Here is a 21,589-nt window from a genome sequence, read left to right on the forward strand (position 1 = left end):
CATGACAGAACAGACGACAGACCTCCCTGCTGACGGGGGCGACACACCAGAACTGCAGAGTCCTTCCCTGGCCAATGCCGTGCGGTCCGCGATTCATCGGCTCTATTCCTCATCCTCAGGAGAATCGGTCATTGAAGGTCGCGGCCAGACGGCCACGCGTGCCCAACTGAGGAACGCCGTGGGAAGGAGTCCTGAGCAGAGTCTGATGGCGTGGACGACGGTCGTGGGGAAGCTCCTTCCGGAGTTTCCAGACGATTGGACATCCACGGATGAACCGAGTCGACAGGAATGGGCGGCCTTCACAGCACTGACCCACTGGGCTATGCATCAGCAAGCCATACCGTCGGCCATGCATGTGACAGCCAAGAACCGAGGCCACAACTTCGGCCACAGCGTCGGCAGGCTCGCTGTCGCACGGAACTCCGAGTCGACGAAGGCGCGCTTCGACGCCCTCCTGCTCAGTCCCGGCGAAGCTTCGACTCTTCATCATCTGCGCAGTCTCGTCCAGCTCCTCCGTGCCTCGTCGATCTCCACCGACTATGGACTGCTCGCGGAAGATCTCGCCGCTCTGCGGCGTCCGGGTGGGCGCCAACGGGTCGCCCTCCGATGGGGTCGGGGCTTTGCCCGCGGTGCGGCCGCAGGTCGCGCGAAACAGCCCTCCGAGACCACCTGATCCGCCAATCCCTCTGCTGAAAGGTTCTGACTATGCCGCTGTACCTCGACATCCACGCACTGCACACCGTTCCGCCCAATAACCTGAACCGCGACGACACCGGAGCACCCAAGACTGCCACCTTCGGCGGCGTGATCCGCCAGCGCGTGTCGTCGCAGGCGTGGAAGCGCGCCATGAGGAAGGACTTCGAACAGCATCTGCGGCCGGACGAACTCGGCGTACGAACCCGACGAATCGTCTCAAGAGTCGTCAAGGCCATCACTGACATCGATGGCTCCTGGGAGAAGGACAGGGCGGCCGAGGCTGTGGAGAAGGCTCTGAAGACGGCCAAGATCGAAGTCACCAAGGACAAGACCCAGGACGAGGACGACCCTCGCGATGCGGAGGACCTCTGGGAGACCAAATACCTGCTCTTCCTGAGCGCCCACCAGATTCAGCGTCTCGCCGAGTTCATCGTTGAGAACGACGGTGAGAAGTACACGAAGAAGCAGGTGGAGCCGTTGTTGGACGAGCGGCACAGCGTGGACATCGCCATGTTCGGGCGAATGGTGGCTGACGCCGCGGATTTCAACGTGGATGCGTCGGTCCAGGTGGCCCATGCTCTGGGCGTGTCCGCCGCGGAACCCGAGTTCGACTACTTCACGGCTGTGGACGACGTCGTCGACGACGCCGAGGAGACCGGCGCCGCCATGATCGGCACTGTCCAGATGATGTCGTCGACGCTTTACCGGTACGCCACAGTTGATATCGAGCGTCTGGGCGAAAACCTGGCCTCAGAGGATGCTGCCAGGGAAGCGACGGCCGCCTTCGTCCGTTCATTCATCACCTCGATGCCCACGGGGAAGCAGAACACCTTCGCCAACCGCACACTCCCAGAGGCAGTCGTCGTTGCGCTGCGCACAGATCGTCCGGTGTCTTGGGTCAACGCCTTCGAGGAGCCAGTTCCGTCGGACTCGACGAGCAATCGCCGCGTCGCCGCAGCCGAGAAGCTCGCACGCGAAGCGACGTCGCTGGAGGAAACCTTCGGAACGCCGAAGGGCAATCGCACCTGGGTGGTGGCTCTGAAGGACCTGGCTCCTGCGCTGTCACCCATCGGACCGACAGTCACGCAGAACGAGCTTCTGACTGAGCTGTCCCAGGAGCTGCGGGAGGAGCGCCAGTGACGACGCTGCTGCTGAAGCTCCATGGACCGATGCAGGCCTGGGGTGACGACAGTCGGTTCACTACCCGTCAGACACGCAGCGAACCGACGAAGTCAGGAGTCCTAGGACTCTTAGCCGCAGCCCAGGGCCGACGACGGTCGGATCCGGTCGAAGATCTCGCGGAACTGACTTTCGGCGTGCGTGTCGACCAGCCGGGCGAACTGCTCCGAGACTTCCAGACGGCGATCGACTGGCGGTCCAACCGCTCTATGCCGCTGAGCACACGGTATTACCTGGCTGACGCCGTCTTCGTGGCCGCCGTCGAAGGTCCCGCGCCCCTCATCGATTCGCTTGAGACAGCCCTGGGTACGCCGGAGTTCCCGCTTTATCTCGGGCGCCGCTCCTGTCCTGCCAATCCCGACATCGTCCTCGGCACGACCGAACTGCCTATCGATGAGGCGCTTCGCGCAGCAGAGTGGCAGGCAAGGCCCTGGCACCAGCGACAGAGATCGCGCCGGGTGCATCTGCCGATATACCGAGACTCGACTGCCGGAGAACGAGGCGACTCTCAACGCGATGTGCCTATCAGTTTCGATCAGAGGCATCGGAGATACGGATGGCGAGAAGTCGTCACCGGTGAGCCGGTCATCAAGGAGAATCGCCACGGCAACGATGACGTCGACGTCTTCTTTGAGGCGGTGAGCAACGGATGACTTGGTTCAGTGCACTTCAGGTGAATCCCAGACGACGGGAAGCACGCCGCTACATGAGTGACCCGCAGAGTCTGCATGCCGCGGTCCTCAACGCGTTCCCTCCTCAGAGCCAGCCATCGCAGGAAGGCCGTGCTCTGTGGCGCCTGGACGCCTCAGAACATGATCAGGTCCTTTACATCGTTTCCCCCGAGAAACCCGACCTATCTGCTCTCCACGAAGGCACAGGGTGGGAACAGGCTCTACCGAGGTTCACAGAGTATGACCCTTTTCTCTCACGCCTGCGCAAAGGCCAGCAGTGGGGCTTCCGACTCCGAGCCAACCCCGTGAAGTCCATCCCCCGAGAGGGGCGTCGGGGAAAGGTGGTTCCGCATGTGACACCTGATCAACAGTTGGCATGGTTGACCGATCGGTCAGGTCGTCACGGATTCTCAGTCGGCTCAGTGACCGATCCGAGCAGCCTGACGGCGGAGGTGACGGGGCGAACCGATCAACGATTTGGAAGACGTTCACCTGATTCAGCTCGCCGCACCACAGTTACGCTCCGACAGGCCCAGTTCGACGGGTCATTGGTCATTGAGGACGCCGACGCCTTTCGAGCGACACTCGTCGACGGGATCGGCAGAGGCAAGGCATACGGATGCGGGCTGTTAACTCTGAAACGAATCTGAGATGAGCGTGCCGGGTATCCCGCCACCAGTTCCGAGGGAACTGCTGCGTATTGAGGACCGCATCTCGTTCGTCTACCTCGAGCGGGCCGTCGTTCACCGGGACGAGAATGCCATCACATCTACAGATGAAGAGGGAACGGTGCATCTGCCTGCAGCTGGTCTCGGATGCCTGCTGTTGGGACCGGGAACTCGGGTCAGTCACGCCGCTATGGCTCTGCTCGGTGATTGTGGAGTGAGCGTCATCTGGGCAGGTGAGAGGGGAGTGAGATTCTACGCGCATGGGTCTGCCGTCGCGAAGAACAATCATCTGCTCGTACAGCAGGCGCGACTGGTCTCCAACAATCGTTCACGTGTGGCTGTGGCTCGGAAGATGTACCAGATGCGTTTTCCTGGAGAGGATGTTTCGAAGCTCTCGATGCATCAGCTCCGAGGTCGAGAAGGTGTCCGAGTCCGCCGCCTTTACGCTGAGCAGGCCCGGAGGGTAGGGATCGACTGGCGTGGGCGCAATTACAAGCCCGGTGAGATCGACGCGAGCAATCCCGTGAATCAGGCGCTGACAGCTGCGAACGCGGCTCTCTACGGGATCGTGCACTCGGTCATCTCTGGGCTTGGATGCTCACCGGGACTCGGTTTCGTCCACGCAGGGACGAGTAGATCTTTTGTCTACGACATCGCTGACCTCTATAAGGCCGAAACGACGATTCCCGCATCGTTTGATGCTGCGGCATCGGCCGATGAATCATTGACGACATCAGTCAGACGACGCCTCCGCGACGCCGTGGTGAAGACGAAGCTCCTCGAGCGCTGCACTTCTGATATCTATGATCTCTTGTCCTCTGACAACAGGGATCCAGAGATCACGGCCGATCGTGACCGCGACACGGTGACTCTGTGGAGTGACGATGGTGAAGTACCAGCCGGCAGAAGCTACGGGGCGTAGCAATGATCGTACTTGTACTCACGTCCTCACCCCCAGGGTTGCGGGGCGATCTGACCAAATGGTTGCTGGAGATCAGCCCTGGAGTGTACGTGGGCAATGTCAACAGCCGAGTCCGGACGAAGCTGTGGTCTCGCGTCACATCGATGTGCCGTGACGGTCGCGCACTTCTCGTGTACAGCACGCCCAACGAGCAACGCTTGAGCTTCGAAGTCCATGACCACCACTGGGAACCCGTCGACCTCGACGGAATTACAGTAATGCGCCGCCCCGCCCGCAGGCGAACATCGAAGCGACGTACAGGATGGAGCATCGCCCGCGGACAGCGCCGGAGCCAAGCTGGAACATGGCGCCGCCGCTATGATGCCGACGACCAAAGTGCACCCGATTCAACCTAAAGACTGATATCGTCGCAGGTCAGAAAGAGTGCTCCCCGCATCTGCGGGGATGAGCCCTCCATCTCACCGATGGGCTCCTTGATGGACTGGTGCTCCCCGCATCTGCGGGGATGAGCCCTTATCCCCGGCCGGCGGGTCGAACGTGCGGGGGTGCTCCCCGCATCTGCGGGGATGAGCCCTGGCGGACTGCTGGGGCGACCGTGCAGCTCGAGTGCTCCCCGCATCTGCGGGGATGAGCCCACCGACAAGGAGAGGCATGCCCAGCACACCAGGTGCTCCCCGCATCTGCGGGGATGAGCCCGAGTGGCGGCGGGTCTATGGCCGTCCGCGCACGTGCTCCCCGCATCTGCGGGGATGAGCCCCACCAGGCCGCCATCTGCCGCCAGTTGGTCGAGTGCTCCCCGCATCTGCGGGGATGAGCCCCAATCCACGTATGGGGAGTCTTTGCAGCCGACGTGCTCCCCGCATCTGCGGGGATGAGCCGCACACGGGGCCGACACTGGGCGAAGCCTTCGAGTGCTCCCCGCATCTGCGGGGATGAGCCCCTGATCAACAACTTCTCGCGTGGCCTCTGATCGTGCTCCCCGCATCTGCGGGGATGAGCCCAGGAATAGATGCGTTCCCGTGCGTGCCACCTGGTGCTCCCCGCATCTGCGGGGATGAGCCCTCCACGTGCTCGCCGGTGCCCGTGGTGAACTCGTGCTCCCCGCATCTGCGGGGATGAGCCCCCGGAGGCTGAGACATGACACTGGTCCGCATCGTGCTCCCCGCATCTGCGGGGATGAGCCCGACCTCTGGTGACACGCCGCTGTCAAAAATCGGTGCTCCCCGCATCTGCGGGGATGAGCCCACTGGTCGCGTGTTGGGGTTGCGAGATGTCAAGTGCTCCCCGCATCTGCGGGGATGAGCCCATCGGCCGGATGCTGTTGCGCCAGATCGCAATGTGCTCCCCGCATCTGCGGGGATGAGCCCGAGGATGACGCATGGAAGTTTTCTGCCACCTGGTGCTCCCCGCATCTGCGGGGATGAGCCCCAGCAGGCCGCACACCGCAAGGGCGCACCCACGTGCTCCCCGCATCTGCGGGGATGAGCCCGACTCGCAGAGGAAGGCAGGCGCGTGGTCACCGTGCTCCCCGCATCTGCGGGGATGAGCCTTGGTGGCCGTGTATGTGGCCGATGGTCATCCCGTGCTCCCCGCATCTGCGGGGATGAGCCGCCTGCGAGTGATCTCTGCGGCGGGCAGGTCGAGTGCTCCCCGCATCTGCGGGGATGAGCCCACCACCCCCTGCCGTTCGGCATGGGGGTTTCGGTGCTCCCCGCATCTGCGGGGATGAGCCGTTCACGGTGCTTGAGCCATACACCCATGCGAGGTGCTCCCCGCATCTGCGGGGATGAGCCGCAACGCGGCTACGCAAACGATGAGCCTTGCATGTGCTCCCCGCATCTGCGGGGATGAGCCCGACTCATACACCCCGCACGCGCCCACCCGCTCGTGCTCCCCGCATCTGCGGGGATGAGCCCCAACGCACGGTCGCGGCAGGCATCGGCCCAGCTGCTCCCCGCATCTGCGGGGATGAGCCCCTGTATCAGCAGGCTAGGCCCGTGCGCATCCGGTGCTCCCCGCATCTGCGGGGATGAGCCTAGACCTCCCCCCTAACTCCCATGCCTTCAGGGGTGCTCCCCGCATCTGCGGGGATGAGCCCCACTCCACTGGTCAAGATCGGCGGCTTCCTTGGTGCTCCCCGCATCTGCGGGGATGAGCCCTGCGACCGACCAACCCAGAACTACCTCTGCAAGTGCTCCCCGCATCTGCGGGGATGAGCCCGCCCGCAAGCCATTGGCCGGGATCATCGTGGAGTGCTCCCCGCATCTGCGGGGATGAGCCCACCGGGTCCACGATGGGGCCGTGGAAGGTCACGTGCTCCCCGCATCTGCGGGGATGAGCCGTCGGGGGGCGCGGAGCCGGGTGTCATTGCGATGTGCTCCCCGCATCTGCGGGGATGAGCCCTCTCTGGTTACTTCGATCATGTTCATGGCGCCGTGCTCCCCGCATCTGCGGGGATGAGCCCTGCTTCTTCGAGCTGGGCGTCAATGTGACCGCGTGCTCCCCGCATCTGCGGGGATGAGCCCATCATGAATCCGATGAAGACGATGACCGTCCCGTGCTCCCCGCATCTGCGGGGATGAGCCCACCCGCTGGTCGAAGTAGGAGATGTGCGTACTGTGCTCCCCGCATCTGCGGGGATGAGCCCGCCGCCAAGGAGCTTGCCCTGCGGGTAGTGGTGTGCTCCCCGCATCTGCGGGGATGAGCCCTCGACCACCTCGCCAGAGCCGGTCTCGAACTCGTGCTCCCCGCATCTGCGGGGATGAGCCCCTCGCCAGCCCCTCCACGTCCTCCCCCGCCGCGTGCTCCCCGCATCTGCGGGGATGAGCCGCTCGGTCATCCCGACCTGCCGGTACGGCGGTGGTGCTCCCCGCATCTGCGGGGATGAGCCGACCATGTACACCACCCGAGACGAAGCGATCACGTGCTCCCCGCATCTGCGGGGATGAGCCCAAGTCCGCACTGGCGACCATGGCCGATGAGTCGTGCTCCCCGCATCTGCGGGGATGAGCCCTCCCGTGCGGCCTCCGGTGCCACCTCCGGCGGGTGCTCCCCGCATCTGCGGGGATGAGCCCGAGTACCGCTGGGACGACTATCACTACGCCCTGGTGCTCCCCGCATCTGCGGGGATGAGCCCGGGAAGCGCGGGCGGTCATGCCCACTAGGGCGGTGCTCCCCGCATCTGCGGGGATGAGCCCCGTAGTCGGTGGTCTCTGCCGAGCCGACCACCGTGCTCCCCGCATCTGCGGGGATGAGCCCCGAGCCTCGATCTTGTCCGAGTACTTCTCGATGTGCTCCCCGCATCTGCGGGGATGAGCCGCATCCAGGCCAGACCACCAGTCCGGGGCGTTGGTGCTCCCCGCATCTGCGGGGATGAGCCCTCAGCGGCCTACGAGTTGGATCACACCGACTGGTGCTCCCCGCATCTGCGGGGATGAGCCCGGATCGTGGCGAGACGGCGACGGTGGGACGGCGTGCTCCCCGCATCTGCGGGGATGAGCCGCAAGGCGTCCCTACCAGACACCTCGTTGCCGTGTGCTCCCCGCATCTGCGGGGATGAGCCCATGGGTGCCTCCGAGGCCCCGCGCACGGTGCCGTGCTCCCCGCATCTGCGGGGATGAGCCCGCAACCGAGACGGCGAGCGAAGCAATCGCCACGTGCTCCCCGCATCTGCGGGGATGAGCCCACGTCACGCATCGTGCGAACGCCCACCTTGTCGTGCTCCCCGCATCTGCGGGGATGAGCCCGGGTCGCGGGCGGGATACTCGCCGAAGACGATGTGCTCCCCGCATCTGCGGGGATGAGCCCGCCCGGTCGGTGACCATCGAGACTCAGGGCACGTGCTCCCCGCATCTGCGGGGATGAGCCCTTTCGCCGAGTCAGACGGGGTGGTCCGATCCGGTGCTCCCCGCATCTGCGGGGATGAGCCCGACTATGCGGGGACAGTGGCACTGACCGGCTTGTGCTCCCCGCATCTGCGGGGATGAGCCCTGGAGCACCGAGGCCAAGATGCGCGCCTGGAAGTGCTCCCCGCATCTGCGGGGATGAGCCCGTGGCCCTCCTTTAGGAGGGGTAAGTCAGAACGTGCTCCCCGCATCTGCGGGGATGAGCCCTCCTCTTCGTGGATTGAGTAGAAAAAGATTCCGTGCTCCCCGCATCTGGGGGGATGAGCCCGGCACTACGGGTAACGCCAGCAGTACGGGCAGGTGCTCCCCGCATCTGCGGGGATGAGCCGTAGAGTGCGCCGTCAGCGGGAGTGTCATCGAGGTGCTCCCCGCATCTGCGGGGATGAGCCCGGGTCCAGGTCGTCGGGTGCGGGCCGTCGGGTGTGCTCCCCGCATCTGCGGGGGTGAGCCCTCGGCGGCGGCCTCCTCGGCCACGGTGCGGAAGTGCTCCCCGCATCTGCGGGGGTGAGCCCCGACCTAATCCCCCTAAGCCCCGTCCCTCCGTGTGCTCCCCGCATCTGCGGGGGTGAGCCCGGGTCCAGGTCGTCGGGTGTGCTCCCCGCATCTGCGGGGGTGAGCCGTAGTGCCAGACTTCGGCTATTGCTGCGATGTCGTGCTCCCCGCATCTGCGGGGGTGAGCCCATCTTCCCCGTCTACGGCAAGCCGGCGATTTAGTGCTCCCCGCATCTGCGGGGGTGAGCCCGAGACTCCTCACCACTCCGGAAATGCCGCTGAGTGCTCCCCGCATCTGCGGGGGTGAGCCCACGCGCTTCGCCGGTGCTGCAGAGGGGCTGCGGTGCTCCCCGCATCTGCGGGGGTGAGCCCGCCGCGAGCTACACGGTCCGCCGTGGAGACACGTGCTCCCCCCATCTGCGGGGGTGAGCCCGGTCGTCTTGAATCGCCAGGTCTCCCCAGGGAGTGCTCCCCGCATCTGCGGGGGTGAGCCCGCCGGCTCCGTCGAGGAGTCCCGGGCGGTGGAGTGCTCCCCGCATCTGCGGGGGTGAACCCAGCACCGCCGCGGCGATCACCGCATAGTCCCGGTGCTCCCCGCATCTGCGGGGATGAGCCCTCGGCGTACCAGCTCAGGTGGGTATCGAATGTGCGCTCCCCACACCGGCGGAGCTGAGACCAGATGTCCTGAGAAACTTCCTCAGTTCTCATGACTCTTGCGCTGCGCAGGCAAGGAACTACTGCGTCAACGCTCACGCACTCGACGCGAACAGTCGGATACTCCATCGAGGACGCGGACTTGCTGGACATCTATCGGTTTGGTCCAGACCTTGCCGATGGTGACTTGGGACTCGTGGGCGCCGATGAGTGGCTGGCATGGATCCTGGTGTTGACGGCGAGATTCAGGTCCCCTTATCGACCATCCCGGTCGTTCCAGAGATCGAGCAATTCTGAATCGAGGCGCCACCGTTGACGACATCGTCCTCGCGATGCACTTCGGCAGGCTTCTGTTCATCGATCGAAGTGTTCAAGCGTTAGTCACAAAGGGCGAGCCCTATCGTAAGTTCCTGCTGGCGAAACCGCTCCCCGAATTTCGGCCCATCGCTCAAGACATCGACGTCATCCGTCGCCCGTTCCGTGCGATTCTGGAGACGGGGCGCGGTGAGCCTGTCGACGTGTGGGCTCAGACAGGGGCGACAAGGGGGTGCGTGAACATTGGATGTCGAGGTGTTCTCTGATCCGCGGGACATCGCCGCCGCTGCAGTGGGGCGGATCGGCGCGGCACTCGACGCTGCGGATGCAATGCCGACGCTCGGGGTGGCGACGGGCTCGAGTCCTCGCACGGTCTATGAGCTGCTGCGGACGAAGCACCAGGACGGCGAAGCCGCGCTGACGCAGGTGGCCGCAGTGGCTTTGGACGAGTATCGGGGCCTACCAGCCGACGCACCTCAGCGGTACCGTGCCGTGCTCCGTGAAGCTCTGGTGGGACCGGAGCATACCGGGCTGCGGGATGTGGACCTGCACGTGCCTGATGCCGATGCGGTGGATCCGGTCACGGCGGCGTCGCGGTTCGAGGCGACGATCGCCTCGCTCGGGGGCGTGGATCTGCAGCTGCTGGGGCTCGGGGAGAACGGCCACATCGGTTTCAACGAACCCGGGACTCCGTTCACCGAGCGGACCCACCTGGTTCGGCTGGAGGACTCGACTCGACACGCGAATTCGCGCTTCTTCGACGGTGACATCGAGCGTGTCCCCGAGTACGCCATGACCCAGGGGCTCGCCACCATCCTCGAGGCACGAGAGATCGTCCTCATCGCTGTCGGAGAGGAGAAGGCGACGGCAGTGCAGGCCATGGTCGAAGGACCGGTCACCACAGATTGCCCGGCCAGCATCCTCCAGGATCATCCGCAGGTCACCGTCCTGCTCGACGAAGATGCGGCGTCGAATCTGGAGATGCGATCAGCCTCATCGGTGTGATGGCATGATCGGGACCGCAAAGTCGGAGCGAAAGGACCCTGATATGTGGGGGAACATCGCGGAGTGGGCTTACGCGCTTGTCGCCTTGGGGGCACTGGTTGCAGCAATCTGGGCCGCACGTACATCCAAGCGCCTTTACTCCATTGAAAGTGAACGGGATCGAACTGCGGCGGAGCGCGATGAAAGAGCACAAGCAAGTGCCGTCGCAGCCTGGTGTATCTACTGTGAGGAACTCCCGGAAGACCAACGACACGGCTTGTTGCTTCACAACAGTTCAACCTCGCCGGTCTACGAAGTTGAAGTTCACAGCACTTATGCTCAGAAACAGGGTCACGAACCTCAACATCAGTCACCGTTGAAGCTTGCCGTGTTACCTCCTGGAGATTACGTCGTCACCGCCCACCCGCAGTACAACTGGACGTTTCCTGAGGAGCGCCACTCGGTTGATCACGCAATACGGCCTGTGACTAAGAACCGACAGTGGATAGTGACCTCCCTGCTCTTCACCGATGCCTTCGGGATCAGATGGAAACGGGCGAACTCTCGGCTGGCCAAGGACCATGGGTTCTCGTAATTCGATCACTCGCCCCGTTGACTCTGCTGTTCGTGCTGCTCTGGGAACGAAATCGCGCTCAAAGCAGCACGAACTGCAGAGTCATCGTGGGGGCGGGGGTGTGAGGAGGGCCTGCCGCTCGGCCTCGGGCATCATGGAGCCGCCGGTCAGCCAGGCGATGTGGGTCGCACGGCTGTAGGCCTCACTGGTGAGTCCGGGCCGGGACGAGCCGTCGTCGTCGAGGGCCTGACCCACCATCCCGGCGGCAACCAATCCCGCAGCCGCCGAAGGCTCCACGATCACATCCTCGGCATCGTGGAGTCGGCGCACGGTCTCCAGCAGGGAGTCGTCGCTGACGGTGACGAAACCGTCGATCAGCCCGCCCATATGACGTCCCACCAACTCCGAGGGCCGCCCTACCGCCAGGCCGTCGGCCGCCGTCAGCCCGTCCAGACCGATCTCATCCACCGCGATGCCCTCATTCCGCCCGGTCAGCCGACCGAGCATCACCGACGGAGCATGCGTCGGCTCCACGAAGAAGCACCGCACCGCCTCCCCGAACTCCTCCTTCAGACCGAAGGTCACCCCTCCCGGCGCCCCGCCGACCCCGCACGGCAGGTACACAAACAGCGGATGCCGCTCATCCACCGGCACCGACAGCGCCCGCAGCTGACCGGCCAGCCGACGACCAGCCACCGCATACCCGGCGAAGAGATCCAGGGAACACTCGTCGTCCACGAAGTGCGCCTGCGGATCGGTCTCAGCCTGACTGCGGCCCTGCGCCACGGCGGCGCTGAAGTCACCGTCGTGCTCGACCACCTCCGCGCCCACCTCACGCAGCATCCGCTTCTTCCACGCCTTGGCGTCGGTGGACATGTGCACGGTGACCGCCAGCCCCAACGCCCGCCCGGTCAAACCGATCGACAGACCGAGGTTCCCGGTGGATCCCACCACGAGGCGGTGCTCCCCCAGCAGTTCACGGACCGACGCCTCACCGAAGGTCCCGACCAGATCGTCGCCCATCAGATCGGCCTGCCGGACTATCCGCTCGGCGGCGGCGAGGACCTCATGGATGCCGCCGCGGGACTTCACCGACCCCGAGATCGGCAGCAGGTCGTCGCGCTTCGCCCACAGGTTCGGCGGGACAGGATCACCGCCGGGTCCGTCGGCGAGCAGCGCTCGGTGGAGGGCCGGCAGCTTCTGGAGCGGCGACTCCAGAGCCCCGCCGGTCGGGCCGGTCTCCGGGAAGAGGTGTTCCAGCAGCGGGGCGAACCGGCGGAAACGATCCTCCGCCTCATCGATCAGAGTTCTCTGCAGGTCAGCCGGTGCTCCGGGACCGGGCAGCCATACCGTCGGCTCGGCGGCCCGCAGCCGCGCCGTCACGGTCGTTTCGGTCTGTCCATGTCTCGCCGCACCCATGGCACTGACCATGCCACAGGTCCGCACCACAGGCGACCGGTACTCTGGGTCTCGCCCCCGCACCGATGAGGACCGCCCCGTGACCGACCAGCCCCGCGTCCACCTGTGGACCGCTGACGACGGCTTGACCCCGGCCGTGTCGTCCTCCGAGGACGACTGGTCCGTCGGCACCCCCGCGGTCTTCGACTCGTGGATCGTCGACGACGGCGCCGCCGTGGCCTGGACGGCTCATCGTGGACGCTTCTCCGAGGGCGTCCGGGCCCTGTTCCCCGACGCGGACGCCGCACAGGTGTGCGCCTTCTTGGACGAGGTCGCCACCTCGGTGCCGGCCCACGGCGCATGGTGGCCGCGCATCGAGGCGCACCGACCCGATCCGACGACCACCGCCGGTCCGCCCCATCTGGTGCTGCGCCTGCGCCCGGCACCCGAGGCCGGCGGCGACGTCGTCCTGTGGTCCGGCGACGACGCACTCGCCGCAGAGCTCGGAACCCCGCAGCTGCCGCGGCACAAGGGCCCCGACCAGCCCCTGTACTCGCGCCAGCGACAGCTGGCCGAACACCACGGTGCCACCGACTTCGTCCTGGTCGACCCCGAGGGTCACATCCTCGAGACCGACCATTCGGCACTGGTCTGGTGGCGCGGAGAGACCCTGTGCCTGCCCGCCCGGGGCCTGCCGCGGCTGCCCTCGGTCACCCAGGAGCAGCTCGTCGCCCTCGTAGAAGCAGCAGGGGTGGCCGTGCATCAGGAGTCGGCGGTCGCCGCGGAGCTGGACGGCCTGGAGATCTGGGCGCTGAACGCCGCCCGCGGGATCCGTCCGGTCACCACCTGGCACGGTGCCGGTGCGCCGAAGGTCGCCCCCGCAGGCACCGCCGTCCACCGGTGGCACGAAGCGTGGAGGGAGTCCCGTGCGGACCTGTCTGGTCGATAACTACGACTCCTACACGTTCAACCTGTACCAGCTCGTCGCCCGGGTCTACGGCGTCCCTCCGGTGGTGGTGACCAACGACGACCCCCGTCTGGACGACGAGTTCCTGGCCGGCTTCGACGCGCTGATGATCTCTCCGGGCCCGGGGATGCCGCAGCACGGCGCGGATGTGGGCCGGGTGCTCGAGCTGCTCGAGGACTCGTCGATCCCGGTGCTCGGGGTCTGCCTGGGTCACCAGGAGCTGGGACTGCTGGCCGGCGCCGACGTCGGACCGGCGCCGACTCCGCGGCACGGGCGGATCAGCCCGGTCTCCCACACCGGGCTCGGTCTGTTCGCCGGGCTGCCCCAGGACTTTCCGGTGGTCCGCTACCACTCGCACTGCCTGCGCCGGCCGCTTCCCGAACGGCTGGTGGTCGACGCCGTCTCCGAGGACGGGGTCGTCATGGCCTTCCACGACGTGCACCGTCCCTGGTGGGGTGTGCAGTTCCACCCGGAGTCGGTGGCCTCGGGCTGCGGGACCCAGCTGTTGGAGAACTTCCGTGATCTGGTGGACTCCGCAAGCGGCCCCGGGGCCCTGCAGGCTCCGACGTCGTCGAGCCTGGGGCGGGGCTCCGCAACGGACTCTGCACCGGACTCCGCACCGGACTCCGTCGAGCCCGCCGAGGCTCCGTGGGCCCTGGTGACCTCACAGGTCCCCGGCTCCGGGGACCCGGGCTCGCTGCCGGACCCGGCCGTGCTCTTCGAGGCCGTCTGCGGCCAGGACCCGTGGGCGTTCTGGCTGGACTCCAGCAGCGTGGTCGAGGGCTACTCCCGGTTCTCCTACCTGGGCGTGCCCGGCGGCCGGCACGGCGAGGTGCTGCGCTACCGGATCCCCGGCAGACGACGGCCCACCGCGGAGTCGCCTGCGGCGGTGGAGGTCCTCGACCCGCTCCGTGGGACGACGACCTGGGAGGCCGGTTCGATCTTCGACGTCCTGCCCGCCCGCCTGCGAGCACGTCGCCTGCCCGGCGGTGCGGCAGGACAGGCGGCGCTGCCCTTCGAGATGGTCGGCGGGTACGTCGGACATCTGGGCTACGAGCTGCGGGAGGAGTGCGGATCCCCCACGACCCACAGGTCGCAGACCCATGATGCGGTGTTCGTCGCCGCGACCCGCTACCTGGTGATCGACCATGACACCGGGACGCTGTGGACGGTGAGCACCTCACCCTCCCAGGAGGAGGACCTCGAAGAGGCCCAACAGTGGGCGGCCGAGACCGCAGTGCGCGTGGGCCGACTGCTGCGCGATCCCGCGGCGGCGCCGCAGACCCGCCCGATGCCCGCACTGCCGTCGTCGGTGGAGCCGACCGAGCACCTGCGCCGGCCCCGCGAGGGCTACATCGACGACGTCGAGGCCTGCCTGCTGCAGCTCCACGCCGGGGAGAGCTACGAGATCTGCCTGACCGACGAGTTCGTCCACCCCTTCTCCGGCGACCCGTTCGCCGCCTACCTGGCACAGCGGCGGCAGAACCCCGCACCCTACGCCGCGTTCCTGCGTCTCGGGGAGACCCAGCTGCTGTGCTCCTCCCCGGAGCGGTTCCTGAAGGTCGACGCCGAGGGCACGGTCGAGTCGAAGCCGATCAAGGGCACCGCTCCCCGTTCGGCGGACCCGCGGGTGGACGACGACGCCGCCGCGGAGCTGCGCACCTCGACGAAGACGTGGGCGGAGAACCTCATGATCGTCGATCTCCTGCGCAATGACCTGGGCAGGGTCTGCGAGGTCGGCTCGGTCGAGGTCCCGGAGTTCATGGCCGTGGAGTCCTACGCCACCGTCCACCAGCTGGTGTCCACGATCCGCGGCCGACTGCGCCCCGATGTCGACGCCGTCGACGCAGTGCGTGCCTGCTTCCCCGGAGGGTCGATGACCGGAGCGCCGAAGCTGCGCACCATGCGGATCATCGACGAGCTCGAGGGCCGAGCCCGCGGCCCCTACTCGGGGGCGATCGGCTACTTCAGCGCAGACGGGGCCTGCGACCTCAACATCGTGATCCGCACCGCCGTGGTCCACGGCGGGGAGATCCGGGTCGGGGCCGGAGGTGCGGTCGTGCTGGAGTCGGAGCCGGCCGCCGAGTTCGAAGAGATGGTCACCAAGCTGCGGGCCGGCCTCCCCCGCGGGTGATCCCTGCCGCCGGCACCTCGGTCAGAACGGGTATTCGGCGATGTCCGGGCGCACCGTGAGCCACTGGGTCTCGGTGAACGACTCGATGTTCGCCGCGTGACCGCCCACCCGTGTGCCGTTGCCGGAGTCCTTGAAGCCGCCGAAGGGCGCCTGGGGCTCGTCCGAGACGGTCTGCTCGTTGATGTGGACCTTGCCCGCCTCGACGCGGTCGGCGATGGCCATGGCCTCGCCCACCTCCCCCAGGATCCCCAGAGACAGGCCGTACTCGCTGCGGTTGACCAGCTCCACCGCCTCGTCGACGGTGTCGAAGGACATCACCGGGGCCACGGGCCCGAAGATCTCCTGGGTCCAGGCCGGGGAGTCCTCGCTGAGACCGGTGAGCACGGTGGGCCGGTAGAACAGGCCGTCGTGGGAGGCTCCGGCGGCGGCTGAGGCACCTGCGGTGAGGGTGTCCTGGACGATGGAGTCGATCCGCTTCAGCTGGTGCTCGTCGATGATCGGCCCCAGTGCGACCTGATCGGCGGCCGGGTCGCCCACCGGCAGGCCGTCGGCCTTGGCGGCGAGGCGTTCGACGTAGTCGTCGTAGATGTCGCGGTGCACCAGGTGGCGTCCGGTGGTCATGCACACCTGCCCCTGGTGGAGGAAGGAGCCGAAGGCCGCGGCCGAGACGGCCCGGTCCAGGTCGGCTCCGGGCAGCACGATCATCGCGTTGTTCCCGCCGAGCTCGAGGTGAGCGCGCTTGAGCAGGCGGGCGCAGGTCTCGCCCACGCTGCGACCGGCGTTCGTCGACCCGGTGAATGCGACGGTGGTGACCTCCGGGGCCTCGACGACGGCCTCGCCGGTCTCCCGGCCGCCGGGGAGCAGCTGCAGCAGCCCCGGCGGCAGCCCGGCCTCCTCGAAGACCCGGGCCAGCACCACACCCCCGGAGACCGCTGTGCGCGGATCCGGCTTGAGCAGGACGGTATTGCCCAGCGCCAGGGCCGGGGCGACGGCTCGGATGGAGAGGATCAGGGGGAAGTTGAACGGGGCGATCACGGAGACCACGCCGACCGGTCGGCGTCGCGCGTAGGACCAGTGGGGCTGGTCGGTGGAGAGGACCTCACCCTGGGGCATCGTCGGCAGGGCCGAGGCTTCGAAGCACTCCTCGGCGGCGATGTGGGTCTCGAGGCCGGCCTTCGGCGGGATGGATCCGGCCTCGCGGATGATCCAGGAGCCGATCTCCTCGGCGTGCTCTTCGAAGAGGTGTCCGGCGCGGCGTAAGACGGCGGCGCGCTCGGTGGGCTTCTTCGCCGCCCACTCCTTCTGTGCCCGACGGGCCGCGGTCGCCGCCCGCAGCACATCGTCCCGGGAGGCCGAGGCGACGGTGCCGAGCTCCTCGGCCGTCGCCGGCGCGGTGACGGTGATCGGCTCGCCGGTTCCGGCGGTCCATCCGTCGATGAACAGCTTCCCGTCCCAGGTGCTCGGGTCCAGCAGTGTCATAGTGTCCTCCGTCGTCGTCACGGCCTGTCGCACAGATCACAGTCCTCTGAGTCGACCATCACAAGTCCCCTCTCATTGAATGGAAGGGATCCCCTCACCAGATGCAGTCCTTTGTGGTGCGACTCACACTCACTGTACTGTCTGGGTGATCTCAGCCAACCGCCGCGGACGGAGGCACGATGGCGAACTCGGGATCCGGAGACTCCCTGATCACCCGGCTGGACCGGATCCTCTCGACCTTCACCGGCACAGAGGACACCATGACCAGCGCGGAGATCGCTCGCCGGGCGGACCTGCCCACCGCAACGGCTCACCGACTCTGCCGAGATATGGCGGAACGCGGGTGGCTCGACGCCCAGGAGTCGGGCTACGCGATCGGCACCCACCTGTGGGAGATCACCAACCGCTCCTCCCGACGGACCAAGCTCGCCGTGCTCGCCCGGCCCTATATGGCCGATGTGCAGTCCGTAGTCGGCCAGCACGTCCAGCTGGGCATCACCGACGACTCCGAGGTCCTCTTCCTCGACCGCATCTCCGGCCGGGACGCCCCCGCCATCCACGGCGCCGTGGCCGAGCGTCTCCCGCTGCACCTCTCGGCCACCGGCGTCGTCCTGCTCGCCGCCGCCGCACCGGAGGCCCGGGAGGCCTACCGCGGCGATCTCGACCCGACCGACGCCACCGCCCGGGCCGCCTGCTCGGAGGAGCGGCTCGCCGACGTGCGACGACGCGGCCACTGCGCCCAGACCGGCGCGATCGAACCGGGCATCACCGGCATCGCGGTCCCCCTGCGGGACCGAAACAGCCGTGTGATCGCCGGACTGGGACTCGTGACCGATCAGGAGGACGTCGCCCAGCGGCCGGGTCCCTGGGTGCAGATCCTGCAGATCGCCGCCCGAGGGATCCACCGCCGACTCGCCGACGGATGGCAACGGTGAACGGTCCCGACGCCGTCCCGGCACCCCACAAACCGCGCACAGACGGACCAGGAGGAGAAGTGGACACCACACCGCACGGCACACAGGTCGACGTCGGCATCGTCGGCGGGGGCCCGGCCGGACTGATGACCGCCCTGCTTCTCAGGCGCCGCGGCATCTCCGCCGCCGTCGTCGAAGCCCGCAGCGAAGAGACCATCGCCCACACCCAGCGGGCGGGCATCCTGGAGGCCCCGACGGTGCAGATGCTCCTCGACGCCGATATCGGCTCCCGGGTGCTGACCGAGGGACACGAGCACACCGGCACGGTGCTCAGCTTCGAGGGCGATCAGCGACGGATCGACTTCCAGGAGCTGGTGGGCCGTTCGGTGTGGCTCTACCCGCAGAACGAGGTGTTCCGGGATCTCGCCGCCGCCTGGCAGCGGGAGGAGGGGATCATCCACTGGTCGGTGGAGAACACCGCCGTCGAGGGACTGGATTCGGACCGTCCGCAGATCGGCTTCACCGACGCCGACGGCGTCTCCCGCACCATCGAGGCCCGGGTGATCGTCGGGGCCGACGGGTCCCGGTCGATGTGCCGGAAGCTGATCCCCGAGGGCGTGCGCACCGATCACTTCACCTCCTACCCGTTCGCCTGGTTCGGCATCCTCTGCGAGGCTCCGCCCACCGCGCCGGAGCTGATCTATGCGAACTCGGAGGTCGGCTTCGCCCTGATCTCCCAGCGCAGCGACACCGTCCAGCGCATGTACTTCCAGTGCGATCCGGACACCGACCCCGAATCCTGGTCCGATGACGAGATCTTCGACCACATCCAGCGGGTCCTCGGCGGCGAGGAGGTGGTGGAGCTGCGGCGCGGCCGCATCACCGAACGCACCGTGCTGCCCTTCCGGTCCTATGTCTGCGACCCGCTGACCTACGGTCGGCTGGTGCTCGCCGGAGACGCCGGGCACACCGTCCCGCCCACCGGCGCCAAGGGGCTGAACCTCGCGTTCTCCGACGTGCGGGCGCTCGTCCCGCGGCTCGAGGAGCTCCTCGGTGACCCGGCGGCCCGGCCCGACGACGACGGACTGTTCGACCCGCTGCGGCGCTACTCCGCCACGGCCCTGGACCGGGTGTGGAAGGCGCAGAACTTCTCCTACTGGGCCACCAACCTGCTGCACCGCCGCCCGGACGAGGACTCCTTCGCTCACCTGAGGCGCCGCGGCGAGTTCCAGGCCATCACCCGCTCCGCGTACGGACGCGGCTACTTCGCCGACTCCTACACCGGATGGGCCGACTGAGGTCGACTCCGTAGGCTGGCCGTATGGCGAACTCCCCCAGCGGCGACTCGGTCCTCAGCCGTGCGGTGCGGCTGCTGGAGGGGTTCCGCGACCACGCCGCCTTCTCCCCCTCGGAGCTCGCCGACCGCGCCGGGCTCCCGCGCACCACCGGCTACCGGCTCATCGCGGAGATGACGGAGCAGGGGCTGCTCACCCGCACCGAGACCGGGCTCATCGAACCGGGACGCCTGATGTGGGAGATCGCCCAGCGCTCCCGGCTCTCCCGCACCCTGCGCCAAGCGGCGCTGCCGTTCATGCAGGACGTCAACGCGGTGGTCCGCCACACCACCCAGCTCGCCGTCCTCGACGGGTCAGGCGTCCTCATCGTCGAACGTCTCTCCCAGCAGGGGGCGGCGGTGAATCCGGCCGAGGTGGCCGGCACCATGCCGGCGCACCGGACCTCGATGGGACACGCGCTCCTGGCCTTCTCCGCCCCGGAACGTCGAGAGGAGTGGCTCGCCGCGCACCGAGACCTGATCCGTGCCGAGCGGCCCCGGCTGGCCGAAGAGCTCGACGAGGTCCGAGCCAGGGGCTTCGCCCGCCTGAGCGGGGAGATCGACGCCCCCACCGCCGGACTCTCGGTCCCCGTGCTGGACCGCAGCGGCTGCGCCGAGGCCGCGCTCACCGTCGTCGTGCCGCGGGACTCCCCCGAGATCCCGCAGTTCCTCATGGCGCTGCAGACGGCCGGGCACGGCATCGCCCGAGCGGTCCGTGCGAACGGCTGAGGATCTCCGAACCGCGACGACATCGAACCTCTCGGCACCGTTCAACGGTGCTGTTGTGGCTCGGCCCACATCCTGACCAGCACACTGGGGAGACCGGCACACCCGATGCGCCCGATACACCCGATACACCCGAGGAGGTCAGCGCCATGGCTGAGACCGACACCGACCCGGATGCCGCCAAGGCCTCCCAGGACGAGATCAGCGCAGAGATGCGCGAGATCCATGACGTCTACCGCCGCAGCAGGGACGACGGAGGCCCCGAGGAGACCAGTGCGCGGATGAACTTCCCGCCGTATCGCTCCTCCCTGCTGCGCAGCCCCACGAAGTCGCTGCACCATACCGACCCGGAGGAGATCGAGCTGCACTCCCCCGCCTTCGGCGAGCGCGACGTCCGCACCCTCGAGTCCGATCTGACCATCCAGCACGGCGGTGAGCCCATCGGCGAGCGCATCGTGGTCACCGGCCGCATCGTCGACGGCGACGGCCGCCCGATCCGTCACCAGCTGGTCGAGGTCTGGCAGGCCAACGCCGCAGGTCGCTACGTCCACAAGCGGGACCAGCATCCGGCACCCATCGACCCGAACTTCACCGGTGTGGGTCGGACCATCACCGGCCCCGACGGTGAGTACACGTTCACCACGATCAAGCCGGCGCCGTACCCGTGGAAGAACCACTACAACGCCTGGCGTCCGGCACACATCCACTTCTCGCTGTTCGGCACGGACTTCACCCAGCGCCTGATCACCCAGATGTACTTCCCCGGGGACCCGCTGTTCGACCTGGACCCGATCTACCAGTCCATCACCGACCAGAGCGCGCGGGATCGTCTGGTCGCCGCCTACGACCACTCCGTGGCGAACCACGAATGGAACACCGGCTACCGGTGGGACATCGTCCTATCCGGCAGCAGCCGCACCTGGTTCGAGTCCGACGCCGCGTCCGACGAGGAGCACTGATCCGATGAGCACCCCCGCATCCCCCCAGACGTCGGCCGACCTGACCCCGACCCCCGCCCAGACGGTGGGGCCGTTCTACGGCTACGCTCTGCCCTTCCCCGACGGAGAGAAGCTCGTCGACCGCTCCCATCCGGACGCGATCCGGCTGCACGGCACCGTCTACGACGGCGACGGCGTCCCCGTGCCCGATGCGCTGCTGGAGATCTGGCAGGCCGACGGACAGGGCCGGATCTCGGCGGAGCACGGCTCTCTGATCCGAGACGGCTACACCTTCACCGGCTGGGGCCGAACCCCCGTCGACAATGTCGGGCGCTTCCGCTTCACCACGGTGGACCCCGGCCCGACGGAGGAGGGACGGGCACCGTTCATCCTGCTCACCGTCTTCGCACGCGGACTGCTCGACCGCCTGTTCACCCGCATCTACCTGCCCGAGGACACCGGCGCGCTGGCCGCCGATCCGCTGCTCAGCTCTCTGCCCGAGGAGCGCCGCCGCACGCTGATCGCCGCCCGTGAGGAGGACGGCGACCTGCGGTTCGACGTACACCTCCAGGGTGCCGAGGAGACCGTGTTCCTGCAGTACCCGAACACCCCACAGGTCACCGGTCCGGTGACAGGATGA

Annotated in this window: 17 protein-coding genes and 1 CRISPR repeat array; of the genes, 15 read left to right on the top strand and 2 right to left on the bottom strand. The window is 67.3% G+C overall.

Going from position 1 to position 21,589, the window contains the following annotated elements; genetic code table 11:
- The first annotated feature begins 1 nt into the window (after position 1).
- The 8 genes from casB to N7E59_RS04965 all read left to right on the top strand — a co-directional run bounded on the left by casB (position 2) and on the right by N7E59_RS04965 (position 11,081).
- On the top strand, positions 2 to 673 hold the full coding sequence (gene casB / locus N7E59_RS11900) for a type I-E CRISPR-associated protein Cse2/CasB (RefSeq protein ID WP_390905009.1): 672 nt from the start codon (positions 2 to 4) through the stop codon (positions 671 to 673).
- A gap of 32 nt (positions 674 to 705) precedes the next feature.
- Positions 706 to 1,836, top strand: coding sequence for a type I-E CRISPR-associated protein Cas7/Cse4/CasC (cas7e, locus tag N7E59_RS04935; RefSeq protein ID WP_261623804.1), 1,131 nt, complete (start codon positions 706 to 708; stop codon positions 1,834 to 1,836).
- On the top strand, positions 1,833 to 2,528 hold the full coding sequence (gene cas5e / locus N7E59_RS04940; RefSeq protein ID WP_261623805.1) for a type I-E CRISPR-associated protein Cas5/CasD: 696 nt from the start codon (positions 1,833 to 1,835) through the stop codon (positions 2,526 to 2,528). Before cas7e ends, cas5e begins: the two co-directional genes overlap by 4 nt.
- The gene (cas6e, locus tag N7E59_RS04945; RefSeq protein ID WP_261623806.1) at positions 2,525 to 3,196 is read left to right on the top strand and encodes a type I-E CRISPR-associated protein Cas6/Cse3/CasE; all 672 of its coding nucleotides are present in this window, start codon (positions 2,525 to 2,527) and stop codon (positions 3,194 to 3,196) included. The genes cas5e and cas6e overlap by 4 nt, the downstream gene beginning before the upstream one ends.
- A gap of 1 nt (position 3,197) precedes the next feature.
- Complete coding sequence (gene cas1e, locus N7E59_RS04950) at positions 3,198 to 4,136, top strand: type I-E CRISPR-associated endonuclease Cas1e (RefSeq protein ID WP_261623807.1); 939 nt, start codon at positions 3,198 to 3,200, stop codon at positions 4,134 to 4,136.
- 2 nt (positions 4,137 to 4,138) lie between these two features.
- Entirely contained in the window at positions 4,139 to 4,531 is a 393-nt protein-coding gene (gene cas2e / locus N7E59_RS04955; protein WP_261623808.1) for a type I-E CRISPR-associated endoribonuclease Cas2e, read from the top strand.
- Positions 4,532 to 4,559: 28 nt separating this feature from the next.
- Positions 4,560 to 9,149: direct repeats of the CRISPR family, unit length 29 nt; unit sequence GTGCTCCCCGCATCTGCGGGGATGAGCCC.
- A gap of 608 nt (positions 9,150 to 9,757) precedes the next feature.
- Entirely contained in the window at positions 9,758 to 10,507 is a 750-nt protein-coding gene (locus N7E59_RS04960; protein ID WP_261623809.1) for a glucosamine-6-phosphate deaminase, read from the top strand.
- 4 nt (positions 10,508 to 10,511) lie between these two features.
- A complete protein-coding gene (locus N7E59_RS04965; RefSeq protein WP_261623810.1) occupies positions 10,512 to 11,081 on the top strand; it encodes a hypothetical protein in 570 nt (189 codons plus the stop codon).
- A gap of 81 nt (positions 11,082 to 11,162) precedes the next feature.
- On the opposite strand, the gene N7E59_RS04970 is transcribed toward N7E59_RS04965, so the two are convergent.
- The gene (locus N7E59_RS04970; protein ID WP_261623811.1) at positions 11,163 to 12,491 is read right to left on the bottom strand and encodes a D-serine ammonia-lyase; all 1,329 of its coding nucleotides are present in this window, start codon (positions 12,489 to 12,491) and stop codon (positions 11,163 to 11,165) included.
- Positions 12,492 to 12,558: 67 nt separating this feature from the next.
- Here N7E59_RS04970 and N7E59_RS04975 point away from each other — a divergent pair, with 67 nt between their 5' ends.
- Together N7E59_RS04975 and pabB are read left to right on the top strand one after the other, a co-directional pair.
- The gene (locus tag N7E59_RS04975) at positions 12,559 to 13,407 is read left to right on the top strand and encodes an aminotransferase class IV (RefSeq protein WP_261623812.1); all 849 of its coding nucleotides are present in this window, start codon (positions 12,559 to 12,561) and stop codon (positions 13,405 to 13,407) included.
- Entirely contained in the window at positions 13,385 to 15,559 is a 2,175-nt protein-coding gene (pabB, locus tag N7E59_RS04980) for an aminodeoxychorismate synthase component I (RefSeq protein WP_261623813.1), read from the top strand. The genes N7E59_RS04975 and pabB overlap by 23 nt, the downstream gene beginning before the upstream one ends.
- A 21-nt stretch (positions 15,560 to 15,580) precedes the next feature.
- Here pabB and N7E59_RS04985 read toward each other — a convergent pair whose 3' ends face one another.
- Complete coding sequence (locus N7E59_RS04985) at positions 15,581 to 17,038, bottom strand: aldehyde dehydrogenase family protein (protein ID WP_261623814.1); 1,458 nt, start codon at positions 17,036 to 17,038, stop codon at positions 15,581 to 15,583.
- A 179-nt stretch (positions 17,039 to 17,217) separates the two neighbouring features.
- Here N7E59_RS04985 and N7E59_RS04990 point away from each other — a divergent pair, with 179 nt between their 5' ends.
- From N7E59_RS04990 to pcaG, 5 genes are all read left to right on the top strand, one after another.
- Entirely contained in the window at positions 17,218 to 17,973 is a 756-nt protein-coding gene (locus N7E59_RS04990; protein WP_261623815.1) for an IclR family transcriptional regulator, read from the top strand.
- Positions 17,974 to 18,032: 59 nt separating this feature from the next.
- A complete protein-coding gene (locus N7E59_RS04995; protein WP_261623816.1) occupies positions 18,033 to 19,250 on the top strand; it encodes a 4-hydroxybenzoate 3-monooxygenase in 1,218 nt (405 codons plus the stop codon).
- Positions 19,251 to 19,273: 23 nt separating this feature from the next.
- On the top strand, positions 19,274 to 20,014 hold the full coding sequence (locus tag N7E59_RS05000; protein WP_261623817.1) for an IclR family transcriptional regulator: 741 nt from the start codon (positions 19,274 to 19,276) through the stop codon (positions 20,012 to 20,014).
- A gap of 146 nt (positions 20,015 to 20,160) precedes the next feature.
- Positions 20,161 to 20,970 (top strand): protocatechuate 3,4-dioxygenase subunit beta, encoded by an 810-nt coding sequence (pcaH, locus tag N7E59_RS05005; protein WP_261623818.1) that lies wholly within the window; start codon positions 20,161 to 20,163, stop codon positions 20,968 to 20,970.
- Between the two features lie 4 nt (positions 20,971 to 20,974).
- Positions 20,975 to 21,589 (top strand): protocatechuate 3,4-dioxygenase subunit alpha, encoded by a 615-nt coding sequence (gene pcaG / locus N7E59_RS05010; protein ID WP_261623819.1) that lies wholly within the window; start codon positions 20,975 to 20,977, stop codon positions 21,587 to 21,589.

Origin of the sequence: Nesterenkonia marinintestina (genome assembly GCF_025420485.1) — a bacterium.
Lineage (GTDB): Bacteria > Actinomycetota > Actinomycetes > Actinomycetales > Micrococcaceae > Nesterenkonia > Nesterenkonia marinintestina.